The sequence below is a fragment of the Mycobacterium sp. genome, from assembly GCF_035314665.1.
GTDB lineage: Bacteria > Actinomycetota > Actinomycetes > Mycobacteriales > Mycobacteriaceae > Mycobacterium.
Window position 1 is genome coordinate 1 of record NZ_DATFZD010000301.1, and the last position, 19091, is coordinate 19091.

General features: G+C 66.7%; 17 protein-coding genes. 9 read left to right on the forward strand and 8 right to left on the reverse strand.

Translation table 11 applies throughout. The features are described 5' to 3' along the window. Positions 1-150: 150 nt before the first annotated feature. From VKI00_RS20990 to VKI00_RS21015, 6 genes are all read left to right on the forward strand, one after another. Positions 151-1032, forward strand: a complete 882-nt coding sequence (locus tag VKI00_RS20990) for an isocitrate lyase/PEP mutase family protein (protein ID WP_324440821.1) — start codon at positions 151-153, stop codon at positions 1030-1032. Further along, complete coding sequence (locus VKI00_RS20995; protein WP_324440823.1) at positions 1029-2276, forward strand: aconitase/3-isopropylmalate dehydratase large subunit family protein; 1248 nt, start codon at positions 1029-1031, stop codon at positions 2274-2276. Before VKI00_RS20990 ends, VKI00_RS20995 begins: the two co-directional genes overlap by 4 nt. 8 nt (positions 2277-2284) lie before the next feature. Beyond that, a complete protein-coding gene (locus VKI00_RS21000; RefSeq protein WP_324440865.1) occupies positions 2285-2833 on the forward strand; it encodes a 3-isopropylmalate dehydratase in 549 nt (182 codons plus the stop codon). After that, positions 2830-3381, forward strand: coding sequence for a YbhB/YbcL family Raf kinase inhibitor-like protein (locus VKI00_RS21005; protein WP_324440824.1), 552 nt, complete (start codon positions 2830-2832; stop codon positions 3379-3381). The genes VKI00_RS21000 and VKI00_RS21005 overlap by 4 nt, the downstream gene beginning before the upstream one ends. 85 nt (positions 3382-3466) lie before the next feature. Then, the gene (locus VKI00_RS21010; protein ID WP_324440826.1) at positions 3467-4543 is read left to right on the forward strand and encodes an MmgE/PrpD family protein; all 1077 of its coding nucleotides are present in this window, start codon (positions 3467-3469) and stop codon (positions 4541-4543) included. Positions 4544-4608: 65 nt separating this feature from the next. Next, the gene (locus VKI00_RS21015; RefSeq protein WP_324440828.1) at positions 4609-6006 is read left to right on the forward strand and encodes a DUF2252 domain-containing protein; all 1398 of its coding nucleotides are present in this window, start codon (positions 4609-4611) and stop codon (positions 6004-6006) included. 27 nt (positions 6007-6033) lie between these two features. Here VKI00_RS21015 and VKI00_RS21020 read toward each other — a convergent pair whose 3' ends face one another. Continuing rightward, positions 6034-8076 carry an NAD(+) synthase gene (locus VKI00_RS21020; RefSeq protein ID WP_324440831.1) on the reverse strand — a complete coding sequence of 681 codons (2043 nt, stop codon included), beginning with the start codon at positions 8074-8076 and terminating at the stop codon, positions 6034-6036. 126 nt (positions 8077-8202) lie between these two features. Here VKI00_RS21020 and VKI00_RS21025 point away from each other — a divergent pair, with 126 nt between their 5' ends. Together VKI00_RS21025 and VKI00_RS21030 are read left to right on the forward strand one after the other, a co-directional pair. After that, positions 8203-9183 (forward strand): transglycosylase SLT domain-containing protein, encoded by a 981-nt coding sequence (locus tag VKI00_RS21025; RefSeq protein ID WP_414687256.1) that lies wholly within the window; start codon positions 8203-8205, stop codon positions 9181-9183. Between the two features lie 19 nt (positions 9184-9202). After that, positions 9203-10048 (forward strand): NAD-dependent deacetylase, encoded by an 846-nt coding sequence (locus VKI00_RS21030; protein WP_324440833.1) that lies wholly within the window; start codon positions 9203-9205, stop codon positions 10046-10048. A 6-nt stretch (positions 10049-10054) separates the two neighbouring features. Here the strand turns inward: VKI00_RS21030 and VKI00_RS21035 are convergent, their stop codons facing one another. After that, complete coding sequence (locus VKI00_RS21035; RefSeq protein WP_324440835.1) at positions 10055-11314, reverse strand: cytochrome P450; 1260 nt, start codon at positions 11312-11314, stop codon at positions 10055-10057. 130 nt (positions 11315-11444) lie between these two features. On the opposite strand from VKI00_RS21035, the gene VKI00_RS21040 reads away from it, so the two are divergent. Next, positions 11445-12080 carry a TetR/AcrR family transcriptional regulator gene (locus tag VKI00_RS21040; RefSeq protein WP_324440837.1) on the forward strand — a complete coding sequence of 212 codons (636 nt, stop codon included), beginning with the start codon at positions 11445-11447 and terminating at the stop codon, positions 12078-12080. Here the strand turns inward: VKI00_RS21040 and proB are convergent. From proB to ndk, 6 genes are all read right to left on the reverse strand, one after another. After that, positions 12077-13177, reverse strand: a complete 1101-nt coding sequence (gene proB / locus VKI00_RS21045) for a glutamate 5-kinase (protein ID WP_324440839.1) — start codon at positions 13175-13177, stop codon at positions 12077-12079. The two genes, VKI00_RS21040 and proB, sit on opposite strands and share 4 nt — an antisense overlap. Then, a complete protein-coding gene (gene obgE, locus VKI00_RS21050) occupies positions 13174-14616 on the reverse strand; it encodes a GTPase ObgE (protein ID WP_324440841.1) in 1443 nt (480 codons plus the stop codon). The genes proB and obgE overlap by 4 nt, the downstream gene beginning before the upstream one ends. Before the next feature lie 87 nt (positions 14617-14703). Continuing rightward, positions 14704-14970 (reverse strand): 50S ribosomal protein L27, encoded by a 267-nt coding sequence (rpmA, locus tag VKI00_RS21055; RefSeq protein WP_324440843.1) that lies wholly within the window; start codon positions 14968-14970, stop codon positions 14704-14706. Positions 14971-14985: 15 nt separating this feature from the next. Continuing rightward, positions 14986-15297: a 50S ribosomal protein L21 gene (gene rplU, locus VKI00_RS21060; protein ID WP_324440845.1), complete on the reverse strand. Its 312-nt coding sequence runs from the start codon at positions 15295-15297 to the stop codon at positions 14986-14988. Between the two features lie 212 nt (positions 15298-15509). Further along, positions 15510-18341, reverse strand: a complete 2832-nt coding sequence (locus VKI00_RS21065; protein ID WP_324440847.1) for an Rne/Rng family ribonuclease — start codon at positions 18339-18341, stop codon at positions 15510-15512. A gap of 294 nt (positions 18342-18635) precedes the next feature. Then, positions 18636-19046, reverse strand: coding sequence for a nucleoside-diphosphate kinase (gene ndk / locus VKI00_RS21070; protein WP_324440849.1), 411 nt, complete (start codon positions 19044-19046; stop codon positions 18636-18638). Positions 19047-19091: the final 45 nt, after the last annotated feature.

Below are 19091 nucleotides of genomic sequence, written 5' to 3' on the forward strand. Positions count from 1 at the left end.
TCCACGCCCTGGCCGACCGGGTCACCAGCCGCGACCGCGCGGACGCGATCGAGCGTGCGGTGATCGGCCTCGAGGACCTCGATGACGTCGGTGTCCTCGTCGATCTACTGGCCCCGCCCGTCGCCGGCACACTCGACTGAAGGACGACAGATGACCACCACATCGGCCCGACAAAAATTGCGTGCACTGCTCGATGGCGACGAACTCATCGTCGCCCCAGGCGTTTTCGACGGGATAACAGCACATCTGGCGCAGCGCACCGGTCAGGCGGCGGCGTACATGACCGGTGCCGGGGTGGCCGCTTCCGGGTTCGGCCTGCCCGATATCGGACTGGTCACCGCCACCGAAATGGCCGAGCGTGCCCGGATGCTCGTCGGCGTGCTCGGCGACGTCCCGCTGATCGCCGACGCCGACACCGGCTACGGCGCAGCGATGAACGTGGTGCGCACCGTCCGTCTCTACGAGCAGGCCGGCGTCGCCGCAATCCAATTGGAAGACCAGGCATTCCCAAAACGCTGCGGGCACCTGACCGACAAGCACGTGATCGGCGCCGCCGAGTTCGAACAGACTTTGGCCGCCGCACTCGACACTCGCGAAGACGACAACCTGCTCGTCGTCGCACGGACCGACGCGCGGGCCCCGCTCGGATTGGAGGCCGCGATCGAGCGGGCAAAGCGGTACGCCCAGGCGGGTGCGGACGTCATCTTCGTCGAGGCGCCGCAGAGCGTCGAGGAGATCGAACGCATCGCCCGCGAGGTCGAGGCCCCGCTGCTGATCAACCTGGTGCTCGGCGGTATGACACCACTGGAGTCCGCGACTCGACTGCAAGAACTGGGCTACGCCATCGCTATTCACCCGAGCAACCCCCTCGCCCGTGCGGTGCTCGGCATGCTGGAGGACTTGTGCGAGCTGACCGGCGGCAATATCGCCGACTACTTGCCGACCCGGCCCGCCGACTTCTTCAACCTGGTCGGGATGGCGGAGTGGCTGCAACTCGACGCCAAATACGCACGCATGGAGGCTCACTCATGAGTATGACCATCATCGAGAAGATCTTCGCCCGCAAGGCCGGTGTGGACGCGTTGTCCGTGGGCGAGACCGTCGTCGTCGACGTCGACATGACGGTGCTGATCGATCTGCAGTTCGCGACGATGTGGCTCGAGCCGCTTCGCATCCACGACCCCGACAAGCTGGCGATCGTCATGGACCACGCCGTACCCGCGCCGACCATCAAAGACGCCGCCGGCGGCCCGCATGCCCGAAAGTTCGCCGCCAAGTTCGGCATTGAGCGCTTCTACGACGTCGGCAGGCACGGTATCTGCCACCAGGTCATCGCCGAGAACGGGCTGGCTCGGCCCGGAGAAATACTGGCCTGCACCGACTCTCACACCTGCGCGGCCGGCGCCTACAACACCGCCGCCCGCGGGCTGGGCCCCGCCGAGGTGTACTCGATCATGTGTACGGGCAGCACGTGGTTTCAGGTGGCGCCAACGATCCGCTACCAGCTCAAGGGCGCCAAACCCGACACGGTCAGCGGCAAGGACATCTTCTTGCACATCGCGAACGAGTACGGCGACGCCGCGAACCTGAATCTGGAATACGGCGGCCCCGGGCTAGCGAGTATCCCGATGCACGACCGTCGAACCATCGCCACCCAGGGTGCCGAGGTGTCGGCCGACTTCAGCACGTTCGAGCCCGACGAGGTGCTGACGTCGTTCCTCGATGAGCGCGGCGTCACCGGATACGACGCTGCGGCACCGGATCCCGATGCGACGTACCGCGAGGTGCGGCGGGTGGACCTGGCCGCACTGGAACCCTATGTGGCCCGGCCGGGCACCGTGAGCCGCAACGGCCTACCGGTATCTCAGTTGGGCAAGCAGAAAATCGATCAGGCCTTTATCGGTTCGTGCGCGAACGGTCAACTCGAGGACCTCGAAATCGCAGCGGATGTGTTGCGCGGCAAGACGGTTGCCGCCGGCGTTCGGCTGCTCGTGACGCCGGCGTCACAAGCCGTCTACCGCGAGGCGATGCGGCTGGGCTACCTGCAGGACATCGCCGACGCCGGGGCGGTGATCACCAACTCCACCTGCGGCGCCTGCTTCGGGTACCACATGGGCGTGGTAGGCCCCGGCGAAGTGTGCCTGACGTCGAGCACCCGCAACTTCACCGGACGCATGGGCAGCCCGGAGGCGCAGATCTTCATGGCCTCACCGGCAACGGTCGCCGCATCGGCGATCACCGGCTACATCACCGACGCGAGGAGTGTGGCCCGATGACGCTGTCCATCACCGGCAAAGTCTGGGTGTTCGGCGACGACCTGAACACCGACGCCATGTATCCGGCCTTCGCGATGAAGATGGATCCCCCGGAGGCAGCCAAGCACATCTTCTACGAGGTAAGACCCGGCTGGACCGACCAGGTTTCCGCCGGCGACATCGTGTTGGCGGGCAAGAACTTCGGGCTGGGATCGTCGCGGCCGGTCGCGGCGCTGTTCACCGAACTCGGCGTCGCAGGACTCATCGCCGAGGAGTTCAATTCACTGTTCTTCCGCAATGCCGTCAACGCCGGGCTGCCCGCAATAACGATTCCCGACGCCACCAGCCTGTTCAGCGAGGGCGATACCGGGACCTTCGATATCAGCACCGGCGAATGGCGCAACGAGACAACCGGCACGTCAGGGTCGGTACCCAAGCTGCCCGACCTCATTCTCGAGATCATCGCCAGCGGAGGGGTATTGCCGCGGCTGGCGGCGCAGGGCTATCTGCCCGCAGAATTGGGCGACCTGTTACGGTCCAGCACTGTGACGATCCGCGGCGCGGGGAGCGGCGCATGATGGGTGCCCTCGGCAGACTGCTGCGCAATGTCCGCGCTGGGGAGGATCGAAGCCCGCTTGCCGGTTCGGGTTTCACGGCGCCCTATGGCATCACGGTCACCAGCGCCAACTTCAAGGACGGCGGCGCGCTGCCGCTGGCGAGCGCCGGAAAGGGCGTCGGCGACAATGTTTCGCCGCAGCTGCACTGGACCGCGCCGCCGCCAGACACCCGACAGCTGGTGCTGATCATCGACGACGTCGACGTTGCGTTCCCGCGCCCGCTGGTGCACACCGTCGCCGTCATCGAGCCGAGCGTTCGGAGTGTCGACGCCGGCGCATTACAGCCGGGCACGGCGGGAATCCGTTTCATTCCGGGCGATCTGCGGAACCGGGGATATGCCGGCCCGCGTCCGACTCCCGGTCACGGGCCGCACCACTACCGGTTCCAGGTGTTGGCGCTCGACGAGCCGACTCCGGACCATGTCTCCAGCACTAAGGCGCTGCTCAAGCAGATGGCCGGGCACGTGCTCGCCCGCGGGGTGCTGATCGGGACGTACGAACGCCCGTGATGGGGTTGACATCGGAATTGGCTGAACGGTCGGCCCGGCTGAGCTTCGATCAACTGCCCGACGACGTTGTCGCAGTGGCGCGGTTGTGCCTGCTGGACTGGCTCGGCGTCACCGTCGTCGGCAGCCGAGAACCGGCCACCCTTCGGTCGCGATACTCGGAGCGGTATTGGCGTCGGCCGAATCGCTGCACAGCTGCGGGCCAGAGTTCTTGTGCGCCTTCGTCGCCGGCTACGAGACGGCCTGCCGGGTCGGCGCCGCGGTTGGCCCGCTGTCCTATTTGCGGGGCTTTCACCACACCGGGACGATCGGCACACTGGGCGCCGCGGCGGCGTGCTCGAAATTGCTGTCTCTGGACGCGCAACGCACGACGACGGCACTCGCGTTGGCCGCCACTCAGGCCGCCGGGCTGGGCTGCATGGTGGGCACGATGTCCAAGTCGTTCCATGCGGGAAAGGCATGCGAAAACGGGCTGCTGGCCGCGCTGCTTGCCCAGAACGACTTCACCGCAAACGAATCGGCGATCGAATGCGCGAAGGGTTTCGCCGCCACCGCAAGTGGAGAATGCGACACCGCCGCGGCGTTGGCCGAACCGCCGATGGGCTGGCACATCCTGAGCAACCTGTTCAAATTCGACGCGTCCTGCTATATGACGCATTCGACGCTGGCCGGCATCCGTGAACTACGTGCGCAGCATCAGCTGAATATCGATGAGGTCGCCGAGATTCGGCTGCATCTGGGCGAACTGGAATTCGCCACCTGCGCATTGCTCAGGCCGGCAACCGGACTCGAAGTCAAGTTCAGCGTCGCGCATCTGGCCGCGATGGCGGCCCTGGACAGGTCGACCATGGTCATCGACGACTCGGCGGCCAGCGACCCGGCAGTCGCGCTGCGCGACAAGGTGAGCGTCACCGACGACGGAACATCGGGCGCGCCCACGCTCGTCGAGGTGACACTGAACGACGGCAGGCAGCTGAGCACCGCTCACGACGTCAACACACCCGAACATGATCTGGCGCTGCAGCGCCGACGGGTCGAGCAGAAATTCCGGACGATCACCACACCGCATCTCGGCGCCGACCGGGCCGAGGCGGTAGTCGCCGGTGTCCAATCGCCCGCGGCCGCCCTCGATGTGCGCGCAATCACCCGGTTGACCCGAGACTAACTCTCCGGCGCATGCATTGCGGCGAGGCGCCCTATCCATCGACGCGGACTGAGTACGCTGATCAGATGCCGCAACGGGTGTTGCGTGACCGCCTGATCGATCTGGAAGTCCCAGGCGAGGATGTGGCACGCGGTCGGGCGTTGCGAAAGACCGCCCCACGGCGCGCTCTCGCACAGCTGACTCCTTCTGCGCGAACGGCCACGGAGATTCTCGTCGCTCAAAACGCCAGCCGACTACCCGAACTCGTGCCGCTGCGTTTTGCCCGAATGCTCGCCGACCCGTTCTCGTTCTACCGAGGTTCGGCAGCAGTGATGGCCGCCGACCTCGCCGCAAGCCCGTCGACTGGGATCGAAATCATGTGCTGCGGTGACGCTCACGTGTCGAATTTCGGCATGTACGCCGCCCCGGACCGCGCAATAGTGTTCGACCTGAACGATTTCGACGAGGCTGCTGTGGCACCCGCCGAGTGGGACCTCAAACGCCTGATCACCAGCGCGATCGTCGGCGGTCGCCACGCCGGTTATCCCGCCAAGGCCATCCGCCGCTCTGTCGAACAGGCGTTGGTGGCCTACCAAACCGGTCTGGAAGCGACGCTCGAGATGGACGTTCTGGACCGCTATTACCTGCGGCTGGAGCCGGAGAGATACACGGGAGAGGTATCCAAGGGCCTGCAGGGAGTGGTTCAGCGAACAATACGTCGGGCGCGCAAGCAGACCTCGGCGCGGGTCTTCAAGCAGATCATGGAGATCGGGGCGGACGGAACCCCGCGCCTGCGCGAACAGCCCCCGGTCCTGCAGCACGTCGACGAGGAGATCGAAGCCCCGCTGGTGGAGGCGGTGCAGGAGTATCTGGCCGCGGTCCCGCCAGACGTTGCGCTGCTGCTATCGCACTTCCGCGTCACCGACGTCGCGCTGCGGGTAGTCGGCGTCGGAAGCGTCGGCACCCGGTGTTACTTGGTCATCCTGGTCGGCCCCAACGACACGCCGCTGATCCTGCAGATCAAAGAAGCCACTCGATCGGTGCTCGAAGAATACGGGGGTTGGCGCCAGCCGCACACACTGACCGCAGCCATCGAGGCCAAGGGCCAGGGTGTTCGCGTGATTGATGGGCAGCAGATCCTGCAGGCAATGTCGGACGTGTTCCTCGGAACGACCCGCAAGGACGGCCACGACTACTACATCCGTCAGTTCCACGACATGAAGGGCACCATCGCCACTGAAGGCATGTCGGCGTCCACGTTCGGCGAGTACGTCAGTGCTTGCGCGATGCTGCTGGCCCGGGCGCACTCACAGAGTGCGAATGCGTCGATACTGCGGGGATACGTTGGCACCGCCGACACCGCGCACTGCGCGGTCGCCGAGTGGTGCTACGCCTACGCGGACAAGTCGCTCGATGACTTTCACCAGCTGCGCGCGGCGGCCGCGGCGGGCGACATCGAAGTCGCCGACGATCCTGCCCACTAGCGGTTCGGCATGCAGTCCGCTCTGCTGCTACTCCTCGGGAATGTCGTGCTCGATCTCGTCGAGCCAGGCCTGCGCCGACATGTCCGACGGGGCGCGCCAGTCGCCGCGCGGCGACAGCGCACCACCATAGGACACCTTGGGCCCGTTAGGCAGCGCCGAACGCTTGAACTGGCTGAACGAGTAGAACCGCTGCACGAAGACCTGCAGCCAGTGCCGAATCTCCTTGAGCGAGTACGCCGGTCGCTTGCTATCCGGGAAGCCCGGCGGCCAGTTGCCCCGCTCGGGATCACTCCACGCGTGCCAGGCCAAAAACGCGATCTTCGACGGCCGGAATCCGTAGCGCAGCACCTGGAACAGTGAAAAGTCTTGCAGCGCAAATGGTCCGACCTTAGCCTCGCTGCTCTGCAGCTCTTCTTCCTCACCACTGGGGACGAGCTCCGGGGTGATCTCGGTGTCCAGCACCGACTGCAACACCGCGTCCACCGCCGACTCGAACTGGCCCGAGGAGGTGACCCAGCGGATCAGGTGTTGGATCAGTGTTTTGGGCACGCCGGCGTTGACGTTGTAGTGCGACATCTGGTCGCCGACACCGTACGTCGACCAGCCCAGCCCCAGCTCGGACAGGTCGCCGGTACCCAGCACGATGCCGCCGCGCTGGTTGGCCAGCCGGAATAGATAGTCGGTGCGCAGGCCCGCCTGGACGTTTTCGAAAGTGACGTCGTAGACCTTTTCGCCACGTGAGAACGGATGATCGATCTCCTTCAGCATCAGCTCTGCGGCCTCGGTGATGTCGATCTCGGAGAAGGTGACGCCCAACGCCCGGCAAAGCTGCACCGCATTGCGTTTGGTGTGCTCGCCGGTTGCGAAGCCGGGCAGCGTGAACGCCAGAATGTCGCTGCGCGGCCGGCCTTCCCGGTCCATCGCGCGCGCAGCGACGATCAGCGCGTGCGTGGAATCCAGCCCGCCGGAAACCCCGATGACCACCTTCGGATATTTCAATGCGCGCAAACGCTGTTCGAGCCCGGCGACCTGAATGTTGTACGCCTCGTAGCAGTCTTGCTGCAGGCGGTTGGGATCGGCCGGCACGAACGGAAACCGTTCGAGCGTGCGCCGCAGTCCGATGTCGCCGGACGGCGGCTCCAGGCGAAACTCGATGCGCCGGAACGACTCCGCCAGCGCGCGGTGGTGGCGCCGGTTATCGTCGAACGTCCCCATCCGCAGCCGTTCCGCGCGAAGCAGCCCGGTGTCGACGTCGGCGATCGCGCGTCGTTCCCCTTTGGGAAAGCGTTCGGATTCGGCGAGCAATACGCCGTTCTCCCAGATCATGGTCTGGCCGTCCCAGGCCAGGTCGGTTGTCGACTCGCCCTCGCCTGCGGCGGCGTAGACATAGGCCGCCAGGCAGCGCAGCGACGCCGAACGGGCAAGCAAGCCGCGATCTTCGGCGCGCCCGATCGTGATCGGGCTGCCGGACAAGTTGGCCAGCACCGTCGCGCCCGCCAGCGCCGCTTCGGCGCTGGGCGGAACCGGCACGAACATGTCCTCGCAGATCTCGACGTGCAGCACGAAGCCGGGCAGGTCGGATGCGGCGAACAGCAGGTCCGGGCCGAACGGAGCTTGCATGCCGGCGATTCGGATGGTGCCGCGCTCGTCGTCGCCGGGCGCCATCTGGCGGCGTTCGTAGAACTCGCGGTAGGTGGGCAGGTACGACTTCGGCGCCACCCCATGCACAACACCGCGATGGATGACCACCGCGGTGTTGTAGACGCGGTGCCCGTAACGCAGCGGGGCACCGACCACCAGCACCGGCAGCAGGTCGGACGAAGCCGTGACGACGTCGAGCACGGCGTCCTCGACGGCGTCGAGCAGCACGTCTTGCAGCAGGATGTCCTCGATGGAGTACCCGGACAGCGTCAACTCCGGGAAGACGGCCAGGGCGACGTTGTCGTCGTGGCACTGGCGGGCCAGCCGCAGGACCGAGGCAGCATTGGCCGCCGGGTCGCCGATCGCGGCATGGTGCGTGCACGCGGCGACACGGACAAACCCCTGGCTGTAGGCGTTATAAAAGTCCATCGCCCTTCCATTGTCGCCCAGACGGCGTCACTATCGGGCTATTGGGTATCAGCACAGCCTGCGCGACGAACCGATAGCCGACATCGCGTTGATGTCGTACGGTCCGATGGGAAGCTATCGAGGGAAGTGAACATAGTGGGCTGTAACCGTGTCGTCGCGGCTCCGCTGCGTGCGGCTGTCGGCATTTTCGGCGCGATCGTGTTCGCACTCGCCGGATGCACACAATCGACGAGTCCACCCACCAAAAGCGCGGTGACCGCCTCACCCGCACAGGCAGTGGCCGCCGCACCGCTCGCGACACGAACCATGCCCGCCGCGCCGAGCCCGCCCAGGGGTGCGCAGCCCCTGCTGGCGTCAGACCCCGCACAGCTGGCCGACGATCTTGTCGCCGACGAGCAGGCGCTGCGTAATCCGGGGACCGGAGAGCCCGCGCTGGAGGCGGCGGCGCATCGCGAGCAGGTGGCCTACCGCGCCATCGGGCGGCACCCCGAATGGGATGCGACGATACGTCCGCGAATCCCAGCGGACTTAGTGGGTGTCTACGACCGCAATGTCGACGCCCGTCGACAACTCGAGGCGATGGCGAACGCGCGGGACACGCTGCCCGCGTGGCGGGTCGACCCGCCGGTCCCGGCCGATGAGTTGATGGCTGACTACCATGCGGCGGAGGCGGAGACTGGCGTCGGCTGGAACTATCTGGCCGCGATCAACCTGGTCGAGACCCGGTTCGGCAGCATCAACGGTGTGAGCACCGCGGGCGCGCAAGGCCCGATGCAGTTCCTGCCCACGACGTTCGGCGCCTACGGTCAGGGCGGCGATATCCACTCACCGCGCGACAGCATCATGGCGGCGGGCCGCTTCCTCGCCGCGAGCGGCTTTGCCAACGACCACGATCACGCGATTTATGTGTACAACCACTCGAACCAATACGTGCGCGCGGTCGATCAGTACGCGTCGTTGATCGGAGCAGATCCCGCTGCGTTTGCCACGTTCTACCGGTGGGACGTTTACTTCGTCACGACCGCCGGCGACGTGTTGCTGCCGATCGGTTACGCAGAAGCGTCACCGATCCCGGTCGGCGCCTACCTGGCGAGCCACCCCCAATGACGTCCGTACTCTTGAATAGGTGACGGCGCGCGCGGAGTCTCCGGAATTGATCGCCTTGTTGGCCGGTCGCCGCGTCGCGGTGTTGACCGGCGCGGGGATTTCCACCGACTCCGGCATCCCGGATTATCGGGGCCCTGATTCGCCGCCCAGCAATCCGATGACGATTCGGCAGTTCACCTCGGATCCGGTGTTCCGGCAACGGTACTGGGCGCGCAACCAAGTCGGCTGGCGGCACATGGACGAAACCCTGCCCAACGCCGGACACCGGGCGCTGGCTGGTTTGGAGCGCGACGGGGTGGTGACCGGCGTCATCACCCAGAACGTCGACCTGTTGCACACCAAGGCCGGCAGCCACAACGTGATCAATCTGCACGGCACCTACGCGCAGGTGATCTGCCTGCAGTGTGGCGACTCGATGAGCCGCGCGGCACTCGGCGAAAAGCTCGACGCGCTCAACCCGGGATTCGTCGAGCGCGCCGAGGCGATCGGTGGGCTGGCCGTTGCACCGGACGCTGACGCCGTCGTCACCGAAACGGATAGCTTCCGCTACCTGGACTGTCCGTCGTGCGGCGGCATGCTCAAACCCGATATCGTCTATTTCGGCGAAAGCGTATCCAAAGCGATTGTCGAACAATCATTTTCGCTCATCGACGCCGCTGACGCGCTGCTGGTGGCCGGATCATCGTTGACGGTGTTCTCCGGGTACCGGTTCGTGCGCCACGCGGCGGCACTGGGTATCCCGGTCGCCATCATCAACCGCGGGCCCACCCGCGGCGACGACCTGGCCACGGTCAAGGTCGACGGCGGCTGTTCGGAGTTGTTGACGCTGCTGGCCGACGAGCTCGCAGCGGCGTCGGTCCGCTAGACAGCCTCAGAAGGTGCAGGGCATGGTGCGAATCCCGTGGATGAAGTTGCCGGGCACGTACACCGGTTCGCCGGCCTGGATATCCGGCAGCTGACGCAACAGCTCGCCGAAGATCGCGCGCAGTTGGGCCCTGGCGACGTGCGCGCCCAGGCAGAAGTGCACTCCGCCACCACCGAAACCCACGTGCGGATTGGGGCCTCGGCTCAGATCCAAACGCTCTGGGTGCTCGAAGACGTCGGTGTCCCAGTTGCCGGACGGATAGAACATCACCACCTTCTCCCCCGCCCGGATGGTCTGGCCGCCGATTTCGAAATCCGTTGCGGCCGTGCGGCGGAAGGTCATTACCGGGCTGGCCCAGCGGATGAACTCCTCGATTGCCCCGCCTATACGGTTGTCGAAGTCTTCCAGCAGCCAGGCACGCTGATCGGGAAAGTCGGTGAGCGCCTTCAGCGCGTGACTGGTGGTTTGCCGGGTGGTGTCATTTGCCGCGACCGACAACAACACAAAGAACGCGGCGATGTCGGCGTCGGCGAGCCGGTCACCGTCCACCTCGGCGGTCACCAGGCTGCTGAACAGGTCGTCACCCGGATGCTCGCGACGCTCGGCCGCGAGGGCGAAAGCCACCTGATGCACCGTCATTTGGGCCTCGAACAGCACCTCCATCGGCTGGCGGCCGTTGAGGTAGACCGGGTCGGCCCACGAGACCATGGCATCGGCGGCGTGTTCCACGCGCTGACGGTCCGCCTCCGGAATGCCCACCATGTCCGACAGCGTGCGGATGGGCAGTTCCTTGGCGCAGTGCTCGACGAAGTCGGCGCCGCTGCCCGCCGCCCTGAGCTCGTCGACGATGGTCTTGGCGTTCGCCTGGATCGAGTCCTCGATGCGCCTGACCTGTCGCGGGGTGAACGCCGCGCTGACGAGTTTGCGAAGGAAGGTGTGCCGCGGCGGATCCATCGCCAGGAAGGACTGCGACGCTTCGAGCAGCTCCTCGGGAACGTTCTCAAAGATCACCCCCTTGCCGGACAAGAACACGTCGTTGTTGCGGCTGACCGCGACGATGTCATCGCGCCGGGTGAGCGCCCAGTAGCCGGGGTCGTCGGGATCGGTCATCAGCGCGTCTTCGACCGGGGGATGCCAGCTCACCGGGCGTTCGGCTCTCAGCTCGGCAAACGAGCGCTCCCGGTCTTGCGCGGTGGTTGACCAAAACGCCCGCGACGAGAGATCGATGGGGTCGTAGGCGCGAGGGGTTGCGGCCGTCGCTGTCATTGGTGGGTCCTCCATCGGTTATGACGTCGGTCACAAAGCTAACAATGCTGACAATAAATCTAGACATAGTGTCTAGTCAAGATGTCGGGCTTTCGGTTACGCTCTGACCAGGGGTGCGATAGGAGGAGCCATGCCGTCGGTCACCCGCAAGCCGCAAGCCAAGCGGCAGGAGCGGCGCGAGCAGCTCGAGCGCCGGCTGCTCGACGCCACCGAACGGCTGATGCGCGACGGTGCCAGCTTCACCGAACTCAGCGTGGACCGGCTGTCCACCGAGGCCGGGATGTCGCGGGCCAGCTTCTACATCTACTTCGAGGACAAGGGCCACCTGTTGCGCCGCCTGGCCGGCCAGGTGTTCGCCGATCTCGCCGAGAGCGCCGAGCGCTGGTGGGGCGTGGCGTGGCGGCACGATCCCGACGATGCGCGCGCCGGCATGGCTGCCATCATCGCCAGTTACCGGCGACATCAACCGGTGCTCGTCGCGCTGAACGAGATGGCCGCCTATGACTCGTTGGTCGGAGCGACCTACCGCAATCTGCTGACCGCTATCACCGGGCGATTGACCCGTGTCATCGAAGAGGGACAGGCGGACGGCTCAATCCGTCGCGAGTTGCCCGCGGCGACCGCGGCCAGTGCACTCACCTGGATGGTCGAGCGGGCCTGCCAACAGAACCTGCCGAACAACCCGCCTACATACGATGCCGAACTGGCCGCTACGCTAACTGAAATAGTCTGGGGCGCTTTGTATCTGAAGCCTGTAGCAACCTAGACGGCCACCAGGTCGTCGGCATGCACCGCAGGCCGGCGCAACTCAGCGGGCAGGTCTGAGGTCGACTTGCCGATCATGGTGGCCAGTTCGGCGGCGTCGTAGGCGACCACGCCGCGGGCCACCAGGGTCGCGTCGGGCCCGGTCAGGTCGACGACGTCGCCGCCATGAAAACGGCCGGACAGCCCCGTGATACCAGCGGGCAGCAGCGAACGGCGTTGGGCCAGCACCGCACGCACCGCACCGTCGTCCAGGGTCAGCGCACCGGCGGACTCCGCGGCGTAGCGCACCCAAAACCGGCGTGCCGACATCCGGTTGGGCCGCGCGGCGAACACCGTTCCGACCGAGGCGTCCGCCAGCGCGGTCGCGGCGTCGGCGGCAGCTGCCAGCAGCACCGGCACCCCGGCGTCGGCGGCAAGCAGTGCCGACGACACCTTTGACGCCATCCCTCCGGTGCCCAGGTGGCTGCTTTGTCCCGCGACCACACCGTCGAGGTCGCCCGGCCCGGAAACCTCAGGGATGAAACGTGATTCGCGCGACTTGCGCGGATCGACGTCGTACAGCCCGTCGATGTCGCTCAGCAGCACCAGCGCATCGGCCCCCACCAAATGCGCCACCAACGCCGAGAGCCGGTCGTTGTCGCCGAACCGGATTTCGTTGGTGGCAACCGTGTCGTTCTCGTTGACGATCGCCACCGCATGCAGCGCCCGCAGCCGGTCCAGGGTGCGCTGGGCGTTGGTGTGCTGCACCCGCATCGAAATGTCGTGCGCGGTCAGCAATACCTGGCCAACGCTGCGCTGGTAGCGAGCGAAGGCCGCGCTCCAAGCGTTCACCAGCGCGACCTGCCCGACGCTGGCCGCCGCCTGTTTGGTGGCCAGGTCGGTCGGCCGCTTGGTCAGCCCGAGCGGCTCGATGCCGGCGGCGATGGCCCCGGAGGAGACGATGACGACGTCTGAGCCCGCTTTCATCCGGGCCTCGATCGCGTCGACGAGCCCCGCCAGCCTGCCGGCGTCGAACATGCCGGTCGGCGCGGTTAACGCGGTGGTGCCGACCTTGACCACGACGCTTCGCGCGGTGCGGATGGCCTCACGCGCGGTCATGACGGATCGTCGCGCTCGCGGCGCTGCCGGCGGGCCGCCTTGCGTTCGTCGGCGCCGACCCGGTCGGTGCCTTCCAGACGAGCATCGGTGCCGCGGGCCGACATCGTCGTGTCGATGCCGGACGGGGTCTGCGGCTCCCAGTCGAAGGTGACCTCGCCGATGGTGACCGCGCATCCCGGCCGCGCGCCCAGCCGCACCAGTTCGTCCTCGACGCCCAGCCGGGCCAACCGGTCACCGAGGTAGCCGACCGCCTCGTCGTTGTCGAAGTTGGTCTGGGCGATCCAGCGTTCGGGTCGCCGGCCGCGGACCACGAATCCACCCTGGCCGTCGGATTCCACTGTAAAACCGGACTCGTCGACCGGGATCGGCCGGATCACTGGCCGTCGCGGCACCAGCACCGGCTGCGCGGCGTGATACTGCGACACCAGGTCGGCGAGCGCAAAGATCAACGGCTGCAACCCTTCCCTGCTGACCGTCGACACCAGGAACACCGGCCAGCCACGGGCGGCGATATCGTCGCGAACGAACTCGGCCAGCTCACGGGCCTCCGGGACGTCGATCTTGTTGAGCACCACCGCCCGCGGCCGCTCTACGAGGTCGCCCAGGGCCAAATCTCCTTGCAGCGTAGGCGTGTAGGCAGCCAGCTCGGCTTCCAAAGCATCGATGTCGGACACCGGGTCGCGGCCCAATTCCGCAGTCGCACAATCCACCACGTGTACCAGCACCGCGCATCGCTCGATGTGCCGCAGGAAGTCCAGACCCAGACCGCGGCCCTGCGCGGCACCCGGAATCAGGCCCGGCACGTCGGCGACGGTGAAGGTGCGCTCCCCCGCCGAGACCACGCCCAGGTTGGGAGCGAGTGTGGTGAAGGGGTAGTCGGCGATCTTCGGCTTGGCCGCCGAGATCGTGGATACCAGGGAGGATTTGCCGGCCGACGGGAAGCCGATCAGTCCGACGTCAGCGACGGTCTTGAGTTCGAGCGTGAGATCGCGGGACTCCCCTTTTTCGCCGAGCAGCGCGAATCCCGGCGCCTTGCGGGCCCGGGAGGCCAGCGCGGCATTGCCCAGCCCGCCGCGACCCCCCGCCGCGGCCTCGAAGCGGGTGCCCGCGCCAACCAGGTCCGCGAGCATTCTCCCGTCCTCGTCGAGCACCACGGTCCCGTCGGGGACCTTGACTTCCAGATCGGCACCGGCCGCCCCGTCGCGGTTACTGCCCATTCCCTGCTTGCCCGAAGCCGCGTCGATGTGCGGCCGGAAGTGGAAGTCGAGCAGGGTGTGCACCTGCGGATCGACGACCAGCACGACGCTGCCGCCGCGACCGCCGTTGCCGCCGTCGGGACCGCCGAGGGGCTTGAATTTTTCGCGGTGGACCGAGGCGCAGCCGTTGCCGCCGGAGCCCGCCCGCGCGTGGATAACGACGCGGTCGACAAACCGAGGCATCGGGATTCCTCTGAACTTACTAGGGTCGAGCCAACCAGGGTCAAGCCCGCGAGCGTGAAGCTGACTCAGCTTCGCACTCGCGATGGCTCAGTCGGTCGTGGTCGGGGCCGCGACGATGCTGACCGTCTTGCGTCCCCGCCGCACGCCGAACTGGACGGCCCCGGCCGCCTTGGCGAACAGCGTGTCGTCGCCGCCGCGGCCGACGTTGACGCCCGGGTGGAAGTGCGTGCCGCGCTGACGGACGATGATCTCGCCGGCCTTGACGAGCTGACCGCCGAAGCGCTTGACGCCCAGCCGCTGAGCGTTGGAATCGCGACCGTTACGTGAGCTGGAAGCGCCCTTCTTGTGTGCCATGTCTCGTCGCCTTCGCTACTTGATGCCGGTGACCTTCAGGACCGTCAGCTGCTGACGGTGACCCTGACGCTTGTGGTATCCGGTCTTGTTCTTGAACTTGTGGATACGGATCTTGGGCCCCTTGGTGTGCTCGAGCACCTCACCGGTCACCGCGACCTCGGCCAGCGCCGCGGCGTCGGTGGTGACGGTGGCGCCGTCGACGACCAGGGCGACCGGCAACGACACCTTCGCGCCGGGCTCGGAGTCGAGCTTCTCGACCTTGACGACGTCTCCGACCGCGACTTTGTACTGCTTGCCGCCGGTCTTGACGATTGCGTAGGTCGCCATGGTTACGTCTACCTCTTCTTCTTTGGGTCCTTCGGGCGCCGCGCGCTACCGAAGGTGCGCGGGCTGGTCTTGGGAGTGCCGGCCAAAACCCGGTCAGCGGGCCTGGTGACAACTGGTCCAGGGTACGTGACCAGCGGCTAAAGGGTCAAACTGGCCCGGCGACGCTGCAGGCCGGAACGGCCTGGAAGGAGCCGGGCAATTAGACCCCGAGGTCAGTCCTCATGGATCGGCGGTCCGGCCGGCCGGGCCGCGGCCCGACGCCGGCGGGGTTGCGCAGCGGGCGCGGTGAAGGCGGCGATAGCCGATTCGCCGTCGGAGTGATCGCCGTCGTCGGAGTCGTCGGAATCTTCGAGGTCCAGATCGTCGTCGAGGTCAAGATCCGCTTCGTCGTCCTCGTCGTCCTCGTCGTCTTCGTCCTCGAGGTCCTCGTCGTCGAGATCCTCATCGTCGTCGAGGTCGACCTCGTCGTCTTCGTCGCTGTCGTCATCGAAGTCGCCGTCGTCCAGGTCTTCTTCCGCGGCCTCGCGCGCGACCTGCTCATGGAGCCGGGCATCGGTTTCCGCGTCGTCCCGGTCGTGCTCGCCGACTACTTCGTCGACATCCTCGGTGCGCGCCGACTCGTCGGTATCCTCAATTTCGTCGTCATGCTTACCGTTGGCCGCGGCCATGGCCTTGAACATCGGATGTTCGCCGGGAGTGTGCACCGGCACTTTGGCCACCGCGGGTTCGTCGGCCTTGCCCTTCTTGGAGCGCCGGCCCCGCTTGCCGCCCGATTCGGATTTGCGGTTGGTCGCCGACGCGGAGTCGACGGGATCGGCGTGCAGCGTTATACCGCGGCCGCCGCAGTGTGGGCAGGTCGTGGAAAACGCCTCGATCAGCCCGGTTCCCAGCCGCTTGCGGGTGAGCTGGACCAGCCCCAACGAGGTCACTTCGGACACCTGATGACGCGTGCGGTCGCGAGCCAGCGCCTCGGTCAGCCGGCGCAGCACCAGGTCACGGTTGGACTCAAGCACCATGTCGATGAAGTCGATGACGACGATGCCGCCGATGTCGCGCAGCCGCAGCTGGCGCACGATCTCCTCGGCGGCTTCGAGGTTGTTCTTGGTAACGGTCTGTTCGAGGTTGCCGCCGGACCCGGTGAACTTGCCGGTGTTGACGTCGACCACCGTCATCGCCTCGGTTCGGTCGATCACCAGCGTGCCGCCCGAGGGCAGCCAGACCTTGCGGTCCATCGCCTTGGCTAATTGCTCGTCGATGCGGTGCACCGCGAAGACGTCAGGGCCCGATTGCCCCTCAGCAAGCGGTGCGGCCTCGTATTTGTTCAACTTCGAAACAAGCTCGGGGGCAACCGAATTCACGTACTCGTTGATCGTGGTCCAGGCTTCCTCGCCGGACACGATGAGCTGGGCGAAGTCCTCGTTGAACAAGTCACGAATCACCTTGACCAAGACGTCGGGCTCTTCGTACAGCGCCACAGCGGCGCCGGCCGCCTTCTCCTTGGTCTCCTCGGCCTGCGCGGCGATTTGCGTCCACCGATCCTGCAGCCGGGTCACGTCGGCGCGGATGTCCTGCTCCTTGACGCCCTCGGAGGCGGTACGGATGATCACGCCCGCGTCTGACGGCACCACCTCACGCAGGATTTCTTTCAGGCGTTGGCGTTCGGTGTCGGGCAGCTTGCGGCTGATGCCGGTCGACGACGCACCCGGCACGTACACCAGGTAACGACCGGCCAGCGACACCTGGGTGGTCAGCCGGGCGCCCTTGTGTCCGACCGGGTCCTTGCTGACTTGCACGACGACGTAGTCGCCGGGCTTGAGAGCCTGCTCGATTTTGCGGTTGGAACCGCCCAGGCCGGCCGCTTCCCAGTTGACCTCGCCCGCGTAGAGCACGCCGTTGCGGCCGCGGCCAATGTCGACGAAGGCCGCCTCCATCGACGGCAACACGTTCTGCACGATGCCCAGGTAGATGTTGCCCACCAGGGATGCCGACGCCGCGCTGGTGACGAAGTGCTCGACGACGATCCCGTCTTCGAGGACGGCGATCTGGGTGTAGCGGGCGCCCGGGTGCGGCGGTTCGGTGCGAACTTTGTCACGCACCACCATCACCCGCTCGACCGCCTCGCGGCGGGCGAGGAACTCGGCTTCGGTCAGGACCGGCGGGCGGCGACGACCGGCGTCACGTCCGTCGCGGCGGCGCTGCCGTTTGGCCTCCAGGCGGGTTGAGCCGTCGATGCCCTGGATCTCGGTGTTCTTGGAGTCGCTATCGGCTTTGTCCTTGGCCCGGGGTGCCCGCTCGTGCACCACGGTATTCGGTGGATCGTCCGGTGACGGGCCGTCCTCGGAGTCGTCGCCGGAACCGGATTTGCGGCGACGACGGCGTCGGCGACGCTTGCTGGTGCCTTCGCCGCCGCCGTTGTCGTCCTCGCCGTTCTCGGAGTCGTCGTCATCGGAGTCGTCGTCGGTGTCAGCCGACGCCGCATCCGACTTGTCCGATTCGCCGCCGTCGCCGCCAGCCTCGTCGCCCTTATCGGCTCCGTTCTGCTCGCCGCGGCCGCGGCCGCGTCCGCGACGCCCGCGGCGGCGACGCCGGTTGGCGGGACGTTCGCCCTGCTCGTCGTCGTCGGTGTCGAGGTCGTCATCGTCGGAATCCGCCGAGTCGTCGGCGTCATCTGAGTCACGGTCTACCTGGATCGGCTGTGGCGCGACGAAAAGCGGCATGTATTCGGGACGGTCGATCGCCGTCTCCAGCATCAGCCGGGATTCGGGCTCGTCCGCCACGGCAGCGGCCTCCGGGGGCGCAGCAACCGTCGCGGCGACGGTCGCCGGTGCGCTGGCCAGCAGGTCGCGCACGCGGACCGCATCGACGCGGTCCACGGTGGAATGCGCGCTACGGACCCGGCCGTCGAGTTCGGCCAGCGCGTCGAGCACCCGTTTACTGGTCGTCCCGAGCACTCTGGCCAGCGAATGGACCCTCAGCCGTTCGGGCAGGTCCTCATGCTGGACCAAGTCTTCTGGAAGCTCTGAGGATGGGCCACCGTCTATCACGTATTCTCCTCTAGCCCCCGGGCGCGTCCTTGCGACGCGGCCACGCGAGGGCTTCGCTATGGGTCCGGGTCACTTCTCCCGAACTTGTGATGGTCTCGCCCCGAGCGGCTCAGTTCGAACGCGCTCGGTGCCGGTTTGAATGATGGCTGGACGGTCGGCGCCGCATCGCGTTTCGCGGTGGTCGCGCTTGTCGAAGTCTTCATTCGGGCGTCGGACGCCGGTCCGGCGACGTTCACCCGCTACTTAGTATCCCATACCGCCGAAGCGCCCCCAACCAAGTGCGTCAACCCGTGGTCAGGAGTTGGGAAACCACAGCCCGATCTCGCGCTCGGCCGACTCGGGCGAATCGGAGCCATGCACCAGGTTGAACTGCACCTCAAGGCCGAAATCGCCCCGGATGGTGCCTGGCGCGGCACCCTCGACCGGGTCGGTTGCGCCGGCCAGTTGCCGCACCGCCGCGACCGCCCGGGGTCCCTCCACGATCGCCGCCACCAGCGGTCCCGACGTGATGAACTCCAGTAGGGAGGCAAAAAACGGCTTGCCGTCATGCTCGGCGTAGTGCGAGCGGGCCAACTTGTCGCTGACCGCGCGCAGCTCCAGCGCCGCGACGGTCAGGCCCTTGCGCTCGATGCGGCCGATGATCTCGCCCACCAGGCGTCGTTCGACCCCGTCGGGCTTGATCAACAGGAGAGTCCGGTCGGCCACGGCGGACAGCGTACCTAACGCAGCGCGCGCGCCGACGACGGTGGA